We start from the raw sequence: 16,639 nt of genomic DNA on the forward strand, positions 1-16,639 counted from the left end.
AGCCTTTTAGGGTGTCAATCGGGATGTTTTGATTACTCCGTACAGGGGAAAACTCTACGGAGCACATGTTTTCCGGACGCAGACTCCCTTTTAGTCATTACTCCTGAAGCTCTTTCTCAATAGCTTTTTTCAACTCTCCTTCTCTATATCCTAAGGAAGAATATTTAATAGTTCCTTTTTGGTCGATCAAGAAAAAAGTAGGGGCTACGTTTACTCCGTATTGTTGGGCTACTTCTTTGCCAGCAAATAGGGTAGGAATCTGAACGTTATGCTTCTCAACATACTGTTGGAGAACATCCAGTTTGTCGGCTGATTTTGTGAATTCAATTCCATAAACCTCCAGCCCTTTTTCGGCATATGATTTTTGTATCTCATTGATTTCTGGAATAGCTCTAATGCAAGGGGAGCAGCCAGGAAACCAAAATTCCAATAGCGTGAGCTTGTTCTCAAGTTTGGAAAGGCTTACCGAATCTCCACTTACTTTGGGTAGCGTCCAATCTGGTGCTAGTTTACCTACCTGAGCATTTGCTTTTGCCCTAAAGCTCATAAAATAATCTTTGAAGGACATTCGGAGATACCTCTCATCAAACCGGTCATATCCCCAAGTTGAGCTATCTCTTGTGGCGGCAAGGTTATAGTCGGTGAAATTTGCTTCATACTTGTTGTTGTTTTCAGGATCACTAAGTGTAAACTGGGTGGGCATATAACTTTCTTTAGAGATATACAGGTTATAAAACAGAGGTTTTATATGTTTAGAATTACTTTTTAGTTCTCCATCAAGCCCAAAGTTTTTGCCATTTTTAAAAGTGAGTTTAAAGTTATAGCTGTCTATTTCATTTACTAATGTGTCCTGCTCCTTATTAATTACGATAGCTGTATCTTTAACGATTTCTGGAAGTAATTTTCTAACAGTATAAATCGAGTGCATTAAATAGCTAACTACTTTTCTTTTTGAAGGGTTTGTCCCGTGGGTAATAAGTTCCTGCTCAAGTCGGAGCATAAATAATGAGTTTCCAGTAAATACTGCTTCTGCCATGTTGTATTCAAATTGGAACTTTGCTCCTATCAATGTGTCATTACTTCTGAAATCAAAAAAGCAAACTACAGTGTCATGTTTGTCGTAACCCATTTTTTCAAAGAAATAATACGTGGTAGTTGTATACTCAATGGTTTCCAATGAATTCAATTTTGAAATAGTTTTTTGTAGAATATCTTCGTCCGATTGGGCATTGGCATTCATGAACCCACAGACAATTAAAGCTAGAGAGAGGGTTTTGTAAAGCATGTTTATGTTTTTTAGGTGAAAAGGAGGTTGGGGTAAAGCACATTACTTTCTTTGCCGAGATGACTTGTTTATTCTGTTATTGGTTGGAAGGTAGTATTTGAAATTCAGAAAGACATATTTTTAACTATGATTAACGCAGTGTTAAAAGTTGATAAGATTTACCCCATGACAAAAAAACTACTCATACTGTCCGATTTGTGGGGGAGGGAAAAAGCAGATTGGCTGAAATATTATTCCGAACCGTTGGGGGAGGCTTTTGAGATTCAATATTACGATTGCTGCAAGTTGGGGGGCGTGGATAAAAGTGTGTACACGGAAGAAGCGCTCCATGCCCAGTTTGTAGGTGGAGGGATTGAACGAGCCGTAGAAAAATTGTTGGATGTTGAGAAAGAGGAAGTGAGTGTGTTGGCTTTTAGCATCGGCGGGACTATTGCGTGGAAGGCTGGCTTGAATGGATTGAAAATAAATACCCTCTTTGCAATATCTTCCACAAGGCTCAGGCGTGAGGCTCAAAAACCTCCCTGCCAGGTCAACCTCTATTTTGGGGAGGAAGATCAATTTAAACCAAGTGCCGATTGGTTTGAAGAACTTAAGCTTTCCAGAACTCTTGTGAAGGGAAAGGGACACCTTATATATACCGAAAGTGAATTTGCCCACCTTGTGTCTAAAAGGCTTTCAAAAGATGTGATTTTTTAAGCCAAAGATTAATAAATGTTTATAACAAAGATAGTTTTTCTCCTTTTGTAGCTTGATTCATACATCTAGCTTACATGCCTTCCGTTACATACCTGAATTATATGGAGTTCTTAATTGGACTTCGATAAACTATTACTGACACAGCTTATTTGTTGATGGGTGATTATCTATCAACCTAATTTTAGCCAAACTTCATCAGGTATGACCAAGCATTTTCTATTTATATTCATTATCATTAGTTATTCGGTACAATGTTTTTCCCAAACCGGTCCGGGTGGGGTAGGAACGACTGATGGATCTAGCGAGTTAGAGCTATGGTTCGATAGCCGAGATGTAAATGGAGATGGAACAAATCCTGCTGCCAGCGATAATGTGGTAACTTGGGTTGATAAATCTGGGAATGTAAGAAATGTGACCCAAAATAAAGGAAATGTAGCCTTTTACGCCAACCCTGGTGTGACCTTCAATAATATTGGCTATTTGCTTGGCGATGATGCTGGGCTTCCTACGGGCGACGCTTCTCGAACGCTTTTCATAGTTGCTTCTACTCCAAGTATAGGAACTGACGATATCATGTTTGCTTACGGAAGAGAAGCCGTTAACAATACATTTGCTGTATCGTCCAATGACAATGGCGTAGGCCGTGATGGGAACGTCGGGATGATTTTTTATGGTAATGACGTGGATGATGCCGGTGTAGGTGGTTGGTTTCCTGCTGGCACAACTAAGGTGGTGGGAACAAAATACATTACCGGTGGCACTAGAGAAATTTATGTTGATGGTACGCAAATTCAAGACTTTACTTCGACTAATACCAATACGATCCTTAGCGATAGCCTTCAGATAGGCGGATGGAACACGTTTGACCTCAATTCGAGTGCGACTATCTACGAAATCCTTTTTTACTCTAAGGAATTGAATGGTGCTGAGCAGATCATTGTGGAGAATTACCTAGCGGCTAAAAATGGAGAAGACTTGGCAGATAATGATGTGTATGACGAAGACGATAATGGTGATTTTGACTACGATGTTGCCGGAATAGGCAGAGTAGATGCATCGAATTTGCATGAAGAGGCACAGGGTACGGGAATAGTGAGGGTGTTGAACCCTACGGGGCTAGGCGATAACGAGTTTTTTATGTGGGGGCACGACAATGGAGCTTTGGCGGTAAACGAAAGTGCTGATGTTCCTACCGGAGTGGAGGCAAGATTTGAACGAGTGTGGCGAGTGAGCGAAGTAGATATTTCAGGTTCGGCGGTAGATGTAGGCAGTATTGATATTAGGTGGGATTTGACAGGCATAAGTTCGATAACGGAGAATGATTTAAGGCTTTTGATCGATACCGATAATGATGGCTCGTTTGCCGATGAAACTCCAATTAGCGGAGCAACTTATTTAGGAGATAATATCTATGAGTTTGCAGGAGTTTCTGCAATTGCTAATAACCATCGGTTTACCTTGGGCAGTGTCCTTGCGAAATCTGGCCCAGGTGGGGTGGGTATGGCTAGCGGAAACGACATGCTAGAACTGTGGTTCCATAGCCGTGATATAAACGGTGATGGGACTAACCCTGCTGTAAATGCGAATGTGGAAACTTGGGCGGATAAATCTGGAAATGGTAGAAATGTGACTCAAAATAAATCAAACGTAGCGTATTACGATGGTTCAGGAGTGAAATTTAATAATATCGGTTATCTGTTAGGAGATGATGCCGGACTTCCTACGGGCGATGATTCTCGAACACTTTTTATAGTTGCTTCTACTCCAAGCGTAGGAACTGACGACATCATGTTTGCTTACGGAAGGGAAGCCGTTAACAATACTTTTGCTGTATCGTCCAATGACAATGGCGTAGACCGTGATGGGAACGTCGGGATGATTTTTTATGGTAATGACGTGGATGATGGAGGTGTTGGTGGTTGGTTTCCCGAAGAAACGACTAAAATTGTTGGGACAAAATACATTACAGGCGGTACAAGAGAAATTTATGTAGATGGCGATCAGATTTTTACAACCAATGCAGCCACCACAAATACAATCCTTAGCGATAGCCTTCAGATAGGCGGATGGAATACATTTGACCTCAATTCAAGTGCTACTTTTTACGAAATACTTTTTTATTCGAAAGCGTTGAACAGTGCCGAGCAAATCATTGTGGAGAATTACTTGGCTTCTACTCATGGAACACATTTGACCGAAAATAATGTATATGATGAGTATAAAGATGTAAATGGGAATTTTGATTCCGACGTTGCCGGAATAGGAAGAGTAGATGCGGCAAATATTCATGACGATGCGCAGGGAACTGGAATTATTAGGGTATCTGCCCCTACTGACTTGGATGACGATGAGTTTTTGATTTGGGGGCACGATGATGGAGAATTGGTAGCCACCGAAAAATCAGATGTTCCACTAGGTATGGAGGCAAGGTTGGGGCGTGTGTGGCGAGTAAGCGAAGCTAGCTCAACAGGTTCGTCAGTGGATGTTGGGGGCGTTGATATCCGATTTGATTTGACCGGGCTAGGAGAGGTGCAGCTTTCTGGCATGTCTGCTCCAGATTTGAGGCTATTAGTTGATTCGAATGGCGATGGAGTTTTCGCCGACGAGACACCAATTGCAGGAGCAACGTTAGTAGGAGGAAATATTTATCAATTTTCAGGCGTAACCGCTATTGAAGATAACTTCAGGTTTACCTTAGGCACAGCCGATCTCGTATTGACTCCCTTGCCAGTAACATTAATCAATTTTGAAGCAGCCTTGTTGGAAAACAATACAGTCCAATTGGATTGGGAGACCGGTACTGAAATAGGTAACGACTATTTCTCCATAGAGCGTTCTGCCGAGGGGCGCCATTGGGCAGAGCTCGATCAGGTAGAAGGAGCAGGCAATTCTACCGACCTAGTTTCTTACAGCTTTTACGATGACCAGCCACTTTCAGGTACTTCGTATTACAGATTGAAGCAAGTGGATTTTAGTGGAGAGTTTTTCTACTCAAAAGTAGTTTCGGTAAGAAGGGAAGTAGGGGTAAAAAGTGAAGTGATTGTGTACCCTAACCCCACCATGGGCGAAGTAATGATAGAAGGAAGCCCTTCGGAATTGGAATACCTTACTGTTTACAATGCCTTTGGAGCAGACATCACTCACCTGATCAGTATAGAAATGACAAGTGAGGCAAAAGCTGTTGTCGACCTTTCCCAACTGCAAGCCGGCTTCTACTTTTTGAAGAATAAAACAGTTTCTACTAAGGTCTGGAAGAGGTAGAGAATGTTTTGTGGCGAGGCTATTGGCGTTAATAATTTAACGTTCAAGGCCTATCCCATTCTTCCAAACAAAGTTTTCCTTACATTTATACTGTTATTTTTTCTTCCTCTTCAAAACAAATGAGGAGCTTCAACCCATGAGGAAAATGAGTCAGAGAAGAGATCTAAATAATTGTATTTATCATAATTTTCCGTGAAGACGATTAACAAGATATATTTTACATTGACATTTTTAGTATTAGCTGACCTGATTCTATACTTAAGTTATGGGATAACCTTAGCAACAAAAATTGCCGATCAATTACTTTTCTGGTCATGGTTCGTATTGACTTTTATTGTTGTATTTGGGCAATTCAGAAAAAAATGGGCTAGAACCTATGGAATTACATTGATGTTATTAACAGTACTAAGTCTATTCCCAATGGGAATACCATTTTTATCCATAGTAGCTTTCATGATTCCACAAGGTGAAACTAACTACTATTACAAGGATCGAGAGATAAGAATTGAACGGACAACTAAAAGTGTAATAGGCAAAATGTACGTAGGTGTGATTAAAAACTACTTGATTTTTGAAAAAGAGATCGCCGAACTTGATTACGAATTCGAAAATGATGGAAAATACTATTCATTTGGTAAATTAAAATCCATAAGTAGAACGAAAGGAAATGATAACACAATAATCCTCAATCTAGACACTGGAAAAGAAATTATAAAAAAAAAATAAAAACAGCTCACAACAATGGCGAGAATGAAGAGTCGCTATAGGCCATCACACATAGCCAAGCTCCACTGATTTTTGCCCTCACGCTCTTCAGAGAGTTAGCGCAACGTCCTTTCAGAAGTTTATTTTTTCATTTCTCAATACTCACACTCTTTCCCACCCCCTCACTTCTGCAAAACCTCAGAGCTTTATTTGGATAAGTGGTGTAGCTGCCTACTTTTGTTAAAAGGACGAAACTGGTTCGTCAGGCACTCACCTTACAAGCAACTATAAATATGAAAAGACTATCTACCCTACTTTTGTGTATCTGTACCTTTTGGGCTTCGGCACAAGAATATCCTTTCCAAAATCCAAGTCTGGGTGACGAGGAGCGATTAGACAACCTGATCTCTCTCATGACACTCGATGAAAAAATAAATTGTATGTCGACCCGCCCCGAGATTCCCCGCTTGGGCGTGAAGAAGCACCGGATAATTGAAGGACTGCACGGGGTGGCGCTCAGCGGTCCTGCCAACTGGGCGGTGAAGGGCGACGGAGCTGCACCAACTACCACTTTTCCCCAAGCCTATGGGCTGGCGCAGATGTGGGACCCCGATCTGCTCCAGCAAATTGCTTCGTGGGAAGCAGATGAATGTCGTTACCTTACCCAAAGCCCAAAATATGCGAGTGGGGGCTTGATTATGCTAGCACCTAATGCCGACCTTGGGCGAGATATTCGCTGGGGCAGGACGGAGGAATGCTACGGGGAGGATGCTTTTCTGACAGCGAAGCTGACCGTGGCTTTTGTGAAAGGCTTGCAGGGCGACGACCCAAAATATTGGAAAACTGCTTCGCTCATGAAGCATTTTTTGGCGAACAGCAACGAGAACAACCGCTATACAAATTCCTCAGATTTTGATGACCGACTGTTTCGGGAGTATTATTCGTACCCATTTTATAAGGGCATAACCGAAGGAGGATCGAGGGCATATATGGCTGCCTATAACAAATACAACGGGATTCCCTGCACGGTACACCCCATGCTGGAAGACATCACTGTGAAAGAATGGGGGCAAAATGGGATCATAGCCACAGATGGGGGAGCATACCGTAGGTTGGTAACGGCGCACGAGTATTATCCGAACCTCGAAATAGCGGCTGCCGAGTGTATAAAATCGGGCATCACCATGTTTTTGGATGATTACAAAGAGCCATTGAAAAGTGCTGTAACTCAGGGAATGTTAAAGGAGAAGGACATAGACGAGGCGCTGAGAGGTTCGCTCAGAGTAATGTTGAAATTGGGTTTGTTCGACAACTCGGACAAGAACCCGTATGCGAAGATTGGGATAACGGACGAAACCGAGCCTTGGACGAAAAAAGAGGTGCATGAGCTGGTGAGAAAAGCGACGGCAAAGTCGGTGGTGTTGCTAAAAAATGAGGAAGAAATGCTTCCAATTAACAAAGAAGAAATCAAGTCGATAGCGGTGATAGGGCCAAGTGCCAATAGGGTGGTTTCTGATTGGTATTCGGGTACTCCGCCTTATGCGGTTTCGGTGTTGGAAGGAATTAAGAATGCAGTAGGAGAGGATGTTGAAGTGTTTTTTGCCGAAAGCAACAAGGCAGATTCGGCGGTGACCACTGCTAGCAAAGCAGATTTGGCAATAGTGTGTGTGGGCAACCATCCTTTGAGCTATTACCTAGGCTGGGGGGAGAACTTTGTAGCGAGCGATGGGCGCGAGGAAGTGGACAGGGAAGCGATTTCCCTTGAGCAAGAGGACTTGGTAAAGCTGGTGAAGGCTGCCAACCCGAACACGGTATTGGTGCTGGTTTCGAGCTTTCCTTACGCCATCAACTGGTCAAAGGAGCATGTGCCTGCCATCGTCCACATTACGCAGTCGAGCCAAGAGCTGGGCAATGGGCTTGCCGATGTGCTGTTTGGGAAAGTAAGCCCTGCAGGAAGGTTGGTACAGACCTGGTCGGCTTCTATCGACCATCTGTTACCCATTTTGGAATACGATATCCGCAAGGGACGCACCTATATGTACGACGAACACGAGCCGCTTTTCCCCTTTGGCTTCGGGCTTACGTACACCAAGTTCGACTACAAAAACCTGAGCTTGGACAAAAAGAAACTGAAAGACGGGGGCGTGGTAAACGTGACATTTGAGTTGGAAAATAAGGGCGACTTTGACAGCGACGAGGTGGCACAGCTCTATGTGAGCTTCCCCAAATCGGAAGTGGAGCGACCTGCCAAGGCACTGAAGGGTTTCAAGCGGGTGTTTGTGAAAAAGGGGGAAACCGTGGAGGTGAGCATCCCCCTAGCTGCCGAAGACCTGAAATACTGGAGCGTGGAAGAACATGCGTTTGTGCTGGAAGAGGGAAAGGTTTCTTTCTTTGTAGGCACCTCCTCAGCCGAGTCTAAGCTGAAAGGGGAAGTTGATGTGAGGTAGAATGTTGGTTTCTGCAAATCAAAGGCTCTGTTTTATTGAGCAGAGTCTTTGATGTTTAATTCCAAAAGATAGCCTTGAAATGTACATTTGCAGCAAAATAATAATGAAGTTATTTAAACAAGGCTTTGTAAGCGTAATGGAAGAAAATAAAAGACTGCAATACATAAAGAGTTTAATCGGGAAGCCATTTTCTGGAAGTGCTTCCCCTTTTGGGCACTTTTTAAAAGGTGAAGTATTGGCTGCAGATGAAAAGTCCACAGAGATTAAATTTAGGGTACGAAAAGACATGACCAACCCTGTCGGTACGCTTCATGGAGGAGTCACTTCTGCAATGATTGATGATTGCATGGGGGTGACATTTTTTGTGTTGGGGCTAGAGTATTTTTATCCTACTATCAACCTGAACGTAGACTTTTTTCATGCTGCTTTTGAAGACGATGATGTGAGAGTAAAAACAAGGGTGGTAAAACAGGGGAAGACCATTATCAATTTGAAGGCAGAAGTGTTTAATTCCGAGGATAAATTACTCGCCCAAGCAACTTCTAACATAGCTGTCAGTGGTATTAAAATCACATTCTGATAATCACTTCCCCACTTCTACTTCCTTCACATTTTTCCCCAAAGTACCCCTGAAGCGTTTCCAAAAACCTTCTCGGTCGGGGAGGGAAATGAAGTTTTTGATAAAGGCTGGAGCGGGGTCAATAGGCGGGTTTATTTGTTCTATTTCCTTCAAGGTATCAAACACCACAGGTAAGTAGGCGATGTCTAGCTTGTGTTTTTTTACAAACTTTTTCACCATCGCACTTTGGAAAGGGTCAGTGGCGAGTGCTATTTTTTCAAACCCCATCTTTTTGGCTTGGTGGTACGAGTAATATACGTTTTCTGTACTGTGTTCTGCGAGGGTGTCTGTATAAATGTATTCTTCGGGTATGCCGAGGGCGATGCCGTATTGTTTCATGATGATGCTTTCCACATAAGGGGAATAGACTGCCGAGCCTGAGTAGATAATATTTTTGGTATATCCATTTTCGTAAAGATAAACCGACCAATAGACCCGCATTTTCATGACATCTTGCCAAGTTTTACCTTCAAAGGGAACGCCTGGGACGATGATGGCATCGTAAGGAGCTTCTGTTTTATTTTTGTGATAGGATTTTACCGCAGACCTGTTTATACAAGAAAATAGCAAAACGGAGGCTACAAGTAAAAGGATATGGGCAATGTAAATGCCCCGCATTACCTTATTTTTTACAAAAAAACGAAGAACTTTTTTGAAAGACATTGAAGAGAATTGAAACGGTGGAGGAATTTACTTTGCTAGAAAACAAACTCCTCGTAGTATTAAAATGTTTTTCTAAAAGCTACGAATTCTTGCTTTCATCTATCCGCCATGGGGGATAGAGCCTATTTTCCCCACCATAGAATAAAATCAGTTGGTTACCGTCTGAGTCTTTTAACCTCGCCTCTCTCCAGAGCCAGTTTTTGTCCGATGGAAGTTCTTCAAACGCTATTCCTTTTTGCGCCAGTTCAGCTACCTTTTCATCGAGGTTATCGCATTCAAAATACACATAAATGCCATTGCCTTTGGGGAGGGAATCTACCAAATGAATGGAAAATGTAGAGCTACCACCGGGACACTCGAAGCGTGCGTAATGCGGCATAGCTTTTACTATCAGCTTCAAACCTAATGTTTCATAAAAAGGGATTGACTTTTCCAAGTCGAGGGAAGGGACGGTGATTTGGTTGAGATTCATAGGGGTGGGTTTTAGAATTTCATTGCCAAAAAAACCTAAAAAAAAGGCTATCCGATTTCTATCTCGAAAAGCCCTTTTTTTTCTCCTTGAATATGATGAATTGAGATTAGATAACTTTAACCTCAATAGCATTTAATCCTTTTCTACCTTCTTCAGTTTCATAACTAACGCTATCGCCTTCACGAATCTCGTCAATTAATCCATTAATGTGGACAAAAACATCTTTACCACCATCATCTGGTGTGATAAAACCGTATCCTTTTGAGTCGTTGAAGAATTTTACTGTTCCTTGATTCATTATTATAAAAGTTAAATAAATAAAGTGCAAGGATAGGATAATTTGAGCAGATTAAATAGTAAGTTGGAGAATATGATCTTCAAGATTTGTAAAAACAGACCTCACAGTCCGTGACGCCTGTTTTTATTTTTTGATAAAAATTGAGATCTTCTTGATTTTTACCAAATTACTTCCAATTTCTCTCCCTTTTCTAGAGTGATCTCTTTTTGCTTATCGCCGTAAATCAAGGTAGTTGTTCCCCCAACTTTGGCTTCAATTTCCATTTTTACAAGAGCCTTGCTTTCCCATGCTAAGGAAAGTTCAAATCCACCTCTGGCACACATGCCCTGTACGGTTCCGCTCTCCCAAGCATCGGGTAGGGCGGGTAGCAAATATATGTTGTTATTGTTCGATTGTACGAGCATTTCGATGACGGCAGCAGCTCCGCCAAAGTTTCCATCAATTTGGAAAGGAGGGTGTGCATCGAACAAGTTCGGATATGTTCCGCCATGTCCCTTATGCGTTCCTTCCGAGCCGTCTGGGTCAACATATTTGAGCAGCTCTCGGTACATTTTATAAGCCCGGTTTCCGTCCCAAAGCCTTGCCCAAAGGTTTATTCGCCATCCCTTAGACCAGCCTGTGGTTTCATCGCCTTTTATTTCGAGCGAGGCACGACAAGCTTCTGCCAATTCAGGTGTTTCCGTAGGGGTAATATGATGGCCAGGGTAGAGCCCATAAAGCTGGGACTGATGGCGGTGCTTTGGGTCTTCGTCTTCCCAGTCATAATACCATTCCTGTAAGTTTCCTTTTTTGCCAATTTGGTAAGGGTACAGCTCTTTCTTGACCTGAACAATACTGTCCACAAAAGCATCTTCGATCCCCAGAACTTCCGATGCACTGATAACATCATCAAACAGCTCTCGGATCATGGCCAAATCTGAGGTTGAGCCATACATAGTTGCGCCTATGTACCCACTAGGGGTGATGTATTTGTTTTCAGGTGAAGTAGAAGGAGAGGTGATCCATTTTCCGTTCTTATCTTTGACCATCCATTCTAGGCAAAACCTAGCAGCGCCCTTCATCAACGGGTAGCCCTCATTTTTGAGGTAACTGGTATCTTGGCTAAAGGTGAAATGCTCCCAAGGGTGAGTAGCAAGCCATGCGCCAGCCATATTCCAGTTCGCCCAGTTGGTGCCGCCCTGCCCAAAATCCCCAACAGGGTTGCTTAGTGCCCAGATGTCTGAGTTGTGCGCAGCCGTCCAGCCGTTTACACCGTAATAAGTTTTAGCTGTAATAGCTCCAGTACTTGCAATATTCTTTATCAGTCCTAAAAGTGGCTTGTGGAGTTCCGAAAGGTTTGCAATTTCAGCCAGCCAGTAGTTTTCCTCAGCATTAATGTTCAAGGTGTAATTGCTGCTCCAAGGCGGGCGCATATACGGATTCCAGATTCCCTGCAAGTTGGCGGGAGCTTCTTCGGTCCGGGAAGAAGAAATGAGCAAGTAGCGACCGTACTGGAAATACAATATTTCTAGGTTCTTGTCCTCTTTCCCTTCACCGTAGCGCAAAAGTCGTTCATTTGTGGGAAGGTCGGGTGCAGTGGTACTTCCCAAGTTCAGGGCTACTCTGCCAAAGAGTTCTTGGTAGTCTTCTAGGTGTCTTTTCTTCAATTCTTCAAAGCTTTTTTTCGAAGCTTTTTTGAGGTTGCTTACCGCCAAGGCTTGGTTATCTATACCTTCGGTAGCAGGGTTTTTATCGAACCCGTTGAAACTGGTGGCTATGGCAATGTAAATGGTAGCTTCGCTACAGCCCGAAAGCTCCAAGGTGCTATCGGTTGTTGTCACCTTTCCGTCAGGAGTAGAGACAGTGAACAAAGAGGTAAAACGAGTGCCCCTATTCTCATCGAAAAGCACTGCATCGGGCATGTCTCCTCGGTAGCTTGGCTCTGCGTGGTAAGGAGCGTAGCCGTTTACTTCCAGCATTTTTTTCGACTGGCTTGTCTTGTATTTCAGCAGGCTTTCGAAAGTGATGGCACAGCTGATCGACTTTTTCTCGCTGCTGCTTAGCTTGATGACCATCACCTGGTCTGGGTGTGAAATGAAATATTCTCGCTCGAACTGGATGCCCTTGCTTTCGTACCTTACGGTAGAAATAGCTTTGCTGATATCCAATTCCCGGCGGTAGTTTTTAAAAGAGCCTTGGTCTTTATATTTGATAAACATAGTGCCCAAAGGTGCATATGACTGGGAAAAAGCACCTTGTAGGCGAACGTTTAGGGAATCTGCCAATTGGTAATTTTCTTCTGCTAAGGCTTTCCTTATGGGTTCAACAAACTTGTATGCTTCAGGATTATTGTTGGCATTATACGGTTCGCCAGACCACAAAGTGGCATCGTTGAGGTAAATTTGGTCGGCTTTCACATCTCCAAAAACCGAAGCACCCATTTTACCATTTCCTAGTACCAAAGTCTCCTCAAAATAGCTTGCGGGCTTATCGTACCACAAAATTTCAGCAGATTGGGCGAAAGTGAAGGAGGCATTATAGATACATGCTAAAATCAATAAGGGAAAAAATTTCATTTTCATGTTGTTGGTACTTAGTTATAGTTAATGATCTGTTGTGCAGCACTGCATAGTGCGCTATTTGGTAAAACGTTGCCAAAATACCCTGCAAAGCCAACTTGTCAAAGGGATGGTCCTAATTTTCTGATGAGGGATGGTTCTTGAAAATAGGAAAGGAGGTAGAAAATAAAGAGGGTATACTTTGACTTATTGAGCCAAAATTTTAGGGCAAGTGAAGGTTGTGCCTAACTCAAAAATTTTTTCTTGATATATTCCTGAAAAGCATCCTTGTACTTTTCGGCTACTGGAATGCTGATTTTATCGAACAGGATCAGGTTACGCTGGATGGTTTCAATCTTATCGAGATTGACTATGAAGGAACGATGGACTCGCATGAACTGCTCTTGTGGCAGCTTTTCCTCTAGGCTCTTCAAGCTCATGAGGGATAGCACTGGTTTTGAACCATCGGCTTTGTAAAATTTCACATAATCTTTCAATCCTTCGACATACAGCAGCTCATCCAGCTCTATTTTCAGCAACTTATATTCCGATTTTACAAAAAGAGCATTTCCAGTAGTACCAGCATTTTCCTGGGCACTTCCTTTGTTCGCTTTTTGAACCATCTCAAACCATTCTTTGGCTCGGGTTGCCGCACTCAAAAAATCTTGGTAATTAAATGGCTTGAGCAAATAATCGATTGCTTTTACTTTATAGCCCTCAATGGCATATTGTTCAAATGCGGTGGTGAAAATTACTTTTTTATCACTGCCTAGCATTTGTGAAAACTCTAAGCCAGTAATATCAGGCATTTGGATATCCAAAAAAAGTAGGTCTACATGTGTTTCCTCCAATAGTTTCATAGCACTAGACACCCCATTACACCTTCCTTTTAAGTTCAAAAAAGGAGTTTTTCCAACATAGTTTTCCAAAATATCTAGCGCCAAAGGCTCATCGTCTACAATTATGCAGTCAATCATACATTTATCATTGTATTTTTCTCAGAAAGTGAGAGGGCTATCTTACATTCAAAATACTTCTTGCCATCCTCAATTTCAAACGTGTGTTTGTCGGGGTAAAGCAACTTTAACCTTTTTTCAATATTTTCCAACCCAATTCCCGATCCACTTCTATCATTGTCTTTCTTGGGATAGGAAGTGTTCTTTATATTGAACACTAACTCTTCGTTTTCATTTATCCTCATATCCATATAAATCTCAGATGGGTCAGAGGGATTGACTCCATGCTTGAAACTATTTTCTATCAAAGAAATAAACAGCAAAGGGGCTACTTTATAGTCCGTTACATTTTCGGGAAAATGGTGTTCTACCCGAACATTATCAGAAACCCTTAGCTTCATTAAGTCAATATAATGCTTCATAAAGTGAATTTCCCTTTCAAGGGAAACATATTGTTCGTCACTATCATACAACAAGTATCTCATCAATTTACTTAGCTGATATACAGCATCTTGTGCCTTGTCTTGGTCTTGAATGATTAGACTATAGATATTATTCAGCGTATTGAAGAAAAAGTGAGGGTTCAACTGGTTTTTCAAATTGAGTATTTCGGAAGTCAATTTTTCTTTTTCTATCTCCTTTCGCTCACTTTCAGTCCTTAGCCATTCATTTGTGATTTTGATGGCAACGCTAATTCCGGTGGTCATTGAACAAGCAATAAAAAGAGTTAAAAACATCACTAAAGGTCCTGGGCCACGTCGGTTTGGTTCTGTCTCTTGCAAGCTTTCATAGAACACCCTCAGCTCGTCCATAAAAAAAAGGCAAATGAGGTTTATACCGAGATTGATCAATAAAAACACCCACACCTTTTTGGCAAATAAAACCTTCTTTATCAAATAGAAATAGTTTACATAAAAAATAAAGGCAAAAAATAGCAGAGGATTGACTCTCAACATATAATCGACTAAATCTTTTGGCGACTTATCATTTGACAAAAACGGCATAGAAAAAACAATCCCCCACACCAATAGATGGAGAATTAAGGTCAAGTACTTTTGTGTTTTGCTGTTTATATTTTCAAATACCATCTTAGTGCATGTTTCCTTTCAGTCATTAAGCTAAATATTACTTTCACCATTTGCTAAGCCAAAGTATAAATTGTAACAAGGAAAAGAGTTTTACAAAAGCAACATTACATAGAGCATGTTTAAATTTTATCTATTTCGCTGGAAATGCACATATCGAGAACCTCAATCTGAGCATTTTCGGTTTTGGACCGACACTCGGAAAACCTAAATTTTACACATACTCTATTCTGTATTATCACCTTTATAAAACCTTTCCTTTTGTTTGCTAGTGAGCTAGTTTAATAAAAACCAAACCTGATTCTAATTGTGTTGTTTGCTAGTGAAGTTAAAGGTATTACTCAGTAAATTGGGGATTTTAACGTATGTTTTATTCGTATCTCAAAGCGATGATAGGGTCTAAACTAGAAGCCTTTCTTGCCGGATACCAGCCAAAAAAGATTCCAGTGACTGCGCAAACGGCAAAAGATATAATAATAGAAGATGATGTAATTACCGTTGGCCACATAAGCATATTGGATACGACCAGCGTACTACCGATTCCTAAGGCAACTCCAATCAACCCCCCTGTAATACTGATTAAAATCGATTCTACCAGAAATTGAAGGAGTATATCAACTCCTCTTCCACCAATAGCCATTCTCAAGCCTATTTCACGGGTACGTTCCGTAACCGATACATACATGATGTTCATAATCCCGATTCCCCCTACCAAAAGTGAAATACTGGCTATAGCCACGAGCAAAACTGTCAAAATTTCACTTGTTGCGCTAAATGTGGAGATAAGCTCTTGTTGAGACCGAACCTCAAAGTCATCTTCGTCAGTAGAACTGAGCTTATGCGAAGCTCTTAAAATCTCTGCCATTTCCTCCGCGGCTTGTTCTGCCACTTCTTCGCTTGATGCCGAAGCCAAAATCGATTGCAAGTGCGTAATAGCCAATAACCTTTTCTGCACGGTAGTATAAGGGGCTAAGATGATATCGTCTTGGTCTTGCCCAAAGGTGTTTTCCCCTTTTTCTGCCAACACCCCTATTATTTTAAAAGGTATTTTGTTGAACCTGATCGTTTTTCCAACAGGATCTTCCCCATTGGGAAATATATTCTCAACAATGGTTTGTCCAATCACTGCTACCTTTCCCATGGTCTTCACGTCTTTTTCGGTAAACATAATTCCACTTTCTACCGATAGTTTTCGGATATCAATATAATTGGGCGCAACACCATAAATAGAGGAAGGCCAATTATTTGCTCCATAAATTACTTGCCCCCCTCCGTTTACCTGTGGAGAAATAGCGGACAGTACTGTGCTTTTTTCCTCCAGCTCCTCTAGATCATTTAGCGTAAGGACTTGCGAAGAGCTAGAGCCTTGCCGAACCCCTCCGGCCATGTCACTTCCGGGGCGCACAAATACCATGTTTGAACCCATGCTCGATATCTGAGTTTTAATGCTTTGCTTGGATCCCTCACCTATGGCCAACATGGCAATGACAGAGGCTACACCTATGATAATTCCCAGCATAGTAAGAAAAGCACGTGTTTTGTTACGCTGCAATGCTTTCCATGCTATTTTTAACAGATTAATAGCTTTCATTTTGTTCTGTTTGAATGTTTTTTA

The 16,639-nt window shown here is 41.8% G+C and carries 13 protein-coding genes; 5 read left to right on the forward strand and 8 right to left on the reverse strand.

The features are described 5' to 3' along the window. Positions 1 to 97: 97 nt before the first annotated feature. Positions 98 to 1,285, reverse strand: coding sequence for a peroxiredoxin family protein (locus R9C00_03640; GenBank protein WPO36537.1), 1,188 nt, complete (start codon positions 1,283 to 1,285; stop codon positions 98 to 100). A 126-nt stretch (positions 1,286 to 1,411) separates the two neighbouring features. On the opposite strand from R9C00_03640, the gene R9C00_03645 reads away from it, so the two are divergent. From R9C00_03645 to R9C00_03665, 5 genes are all read left to right on the forward strand, one after another. Continuing rightward, positions 1,412 to 1,981, forward strand: coding sequence for a hypothetical protein (locus R9C00_03645; GenBank protein ID WPO36538.1), 570 nt, complete (start codon positions 1,412 to 1,414; stop codon positions 1,979 to 1,981). Positions 1,982 to 2,182: 201 nt separating this feature from the next. After that, the gene (locus tag R9C00_03650) at positions 2,183 to 5,242 is read left to right on the forward strand and encodes a T9SS type A sorting domain-containing protein (GenBank protein WPO36539.1); all 3,060 of its coding nucleotides are present in this window, start codon (positions 2,183 to 2,185) and stop codon (positions 5,240 to 5,242) included. A 222-nt stretch (positions 5,243 to 5,464) separates the two neighbouring features. Next, complete coding sequence (locus R9C00_03655; protein WPO36540.1) at positions 5,465 to 5,968, forward strand: hypothetical protein; 504 nt, start codon at positions 5,465 to 5,467, stop codon at positions 5,966 to 5,968. Between the two features lie 272 nt (positions 5,969 to 6,240). Continuing rightward, positions 6,241 to 8,394: a glycoside hydrolase family 3 C-terminal domain-containing protein gene (locus R9C00_03660; GenBank protein WPO36541.1), complete on the forward strand. Its 2,154-nt coding sequence runs from the start codon at positions 6,241 to 6,243 to the stop codon at positions 8,392 to 8,394. 103 nt (positions 8,395 to 8,497) lie between these two features. Beyond that, positions 8,498 to 8,974, forward strand: coding sequence for a PaaI family thioesterase (locus tag R9C00_03665; protein WPO36542.1), 477 nt, complete (start codon positions 8,498 to 8,500; stop codon positions 8,972 to 8,974). Between the two features lie 3 nt (positions 8,975 to 8,977). On the opposite strand, the gene R9C00_03670 is transcribed toward R9C00_03665, so the two are convergent. From R9C00_03670 to R9C00_03700, 7 genes are all read right to left on the reverse strand, one after another. After that, positions 8,978 to 9,631, reverse strand: coding sequence for a YdcF family protein (locus R9C00_03670; protein ID WPO36543.1), 654 nt, complete (start codon positions 9,629 to 9,631; stop codon positions 8,978 to 8,980). Positions 9,632 to 9,755: 124 nt separating this feature from the next. Continuing rightward, entirely contained in the window at positions 9,756 to 10,148 is a 393-nt protein-coding gene (locus R9C00_03675) for a VOC family protein (protein WPO36544.1), read from the reverse strand. A 106-nt stretch (positions 10,149 to 10,254) separates the two neighbouring features. Next, positions 10,255 to 10,446 carry a cold shock domain-containing protein gene (locus R9C00_03680; GenBank protein WPO36545.1) on the reverse strand — a complete coding sequence of 64 codons (192 nt, stop codon included), beginning with the start codon at positions 10,444 to 10,446 and terminating at the stop codon, positions 10,255 to 10,257. A gap of 158 nt (positions 10,447 to 10,604) precedes the next feature. Then, positions 10,605 to 13,007 (reverse strand): glycoside hydrolase family 95 protein, encoded by a 2,403-nt coding sequence (locus tag R9C00_03685; GenBank protein ID WPO36546.1) that lies wholly within the window; start codon positions 13,005 to 13,007, stop codon positions 10,605 to 10,607. A gap of 221 nt (positions 13,008 to 13,228) precedes the next feature. Continuing rightward, the gene (locus R9C00_03690) at positions 13,229 to 13,960 is read right to left on the reverse strand and encodes a LytTR family DNA-binding domain-containing protein (protein ID WPO36547.1); all 732 of its coding nucleotides are present in this window, start codon (positions 13,958 to 13,960) and stop codon (positions 13,229 to 13,231) included. Beyond that, the gene (locus tag R9C00_03695) at positions 13,957 to 14,988 is read right to left on the reverse strand and encodes a sensor histidine kinase (GenBank protein ID WPO36548.1); all 1,032 of its coding nucleotides are present in this window, start codon (positions 14,986 to 14,988) and stop codon (positions 13,957 to 13,959) included. The genes R9C00_03690 and R9C00_03695 overlap by 4 nt, the downstream gene beginning before the upstream one ends. Before the next feature lie 406 nt (positions 14,989 to 15,394). Then, the gene (locus tag R9C00_03700; GenBank protein WPO36549.1) at positions 15,395 to 16,615 is read right to left on the reverse strand and encodes an ABC transporter permease; all 1,221 of its coding nucleotides are present in this window, start codon (positions 16,613 to 16,615) and stop codon (positions 15,395 to 15,397) included. Positions 16,616 to 16,639 lie beyond the last annotated feature (24 nt).

The organism is Flammeovirgaceae bacterium SG7u.111 (genome assembly GCA_034044135.1).
In the GTDB taxonomy this organism is placed as follows: domain Bacteria; phylum Bacteroidota; class Bacteroidia; order Cytophagales; family Flammeovirgaceae.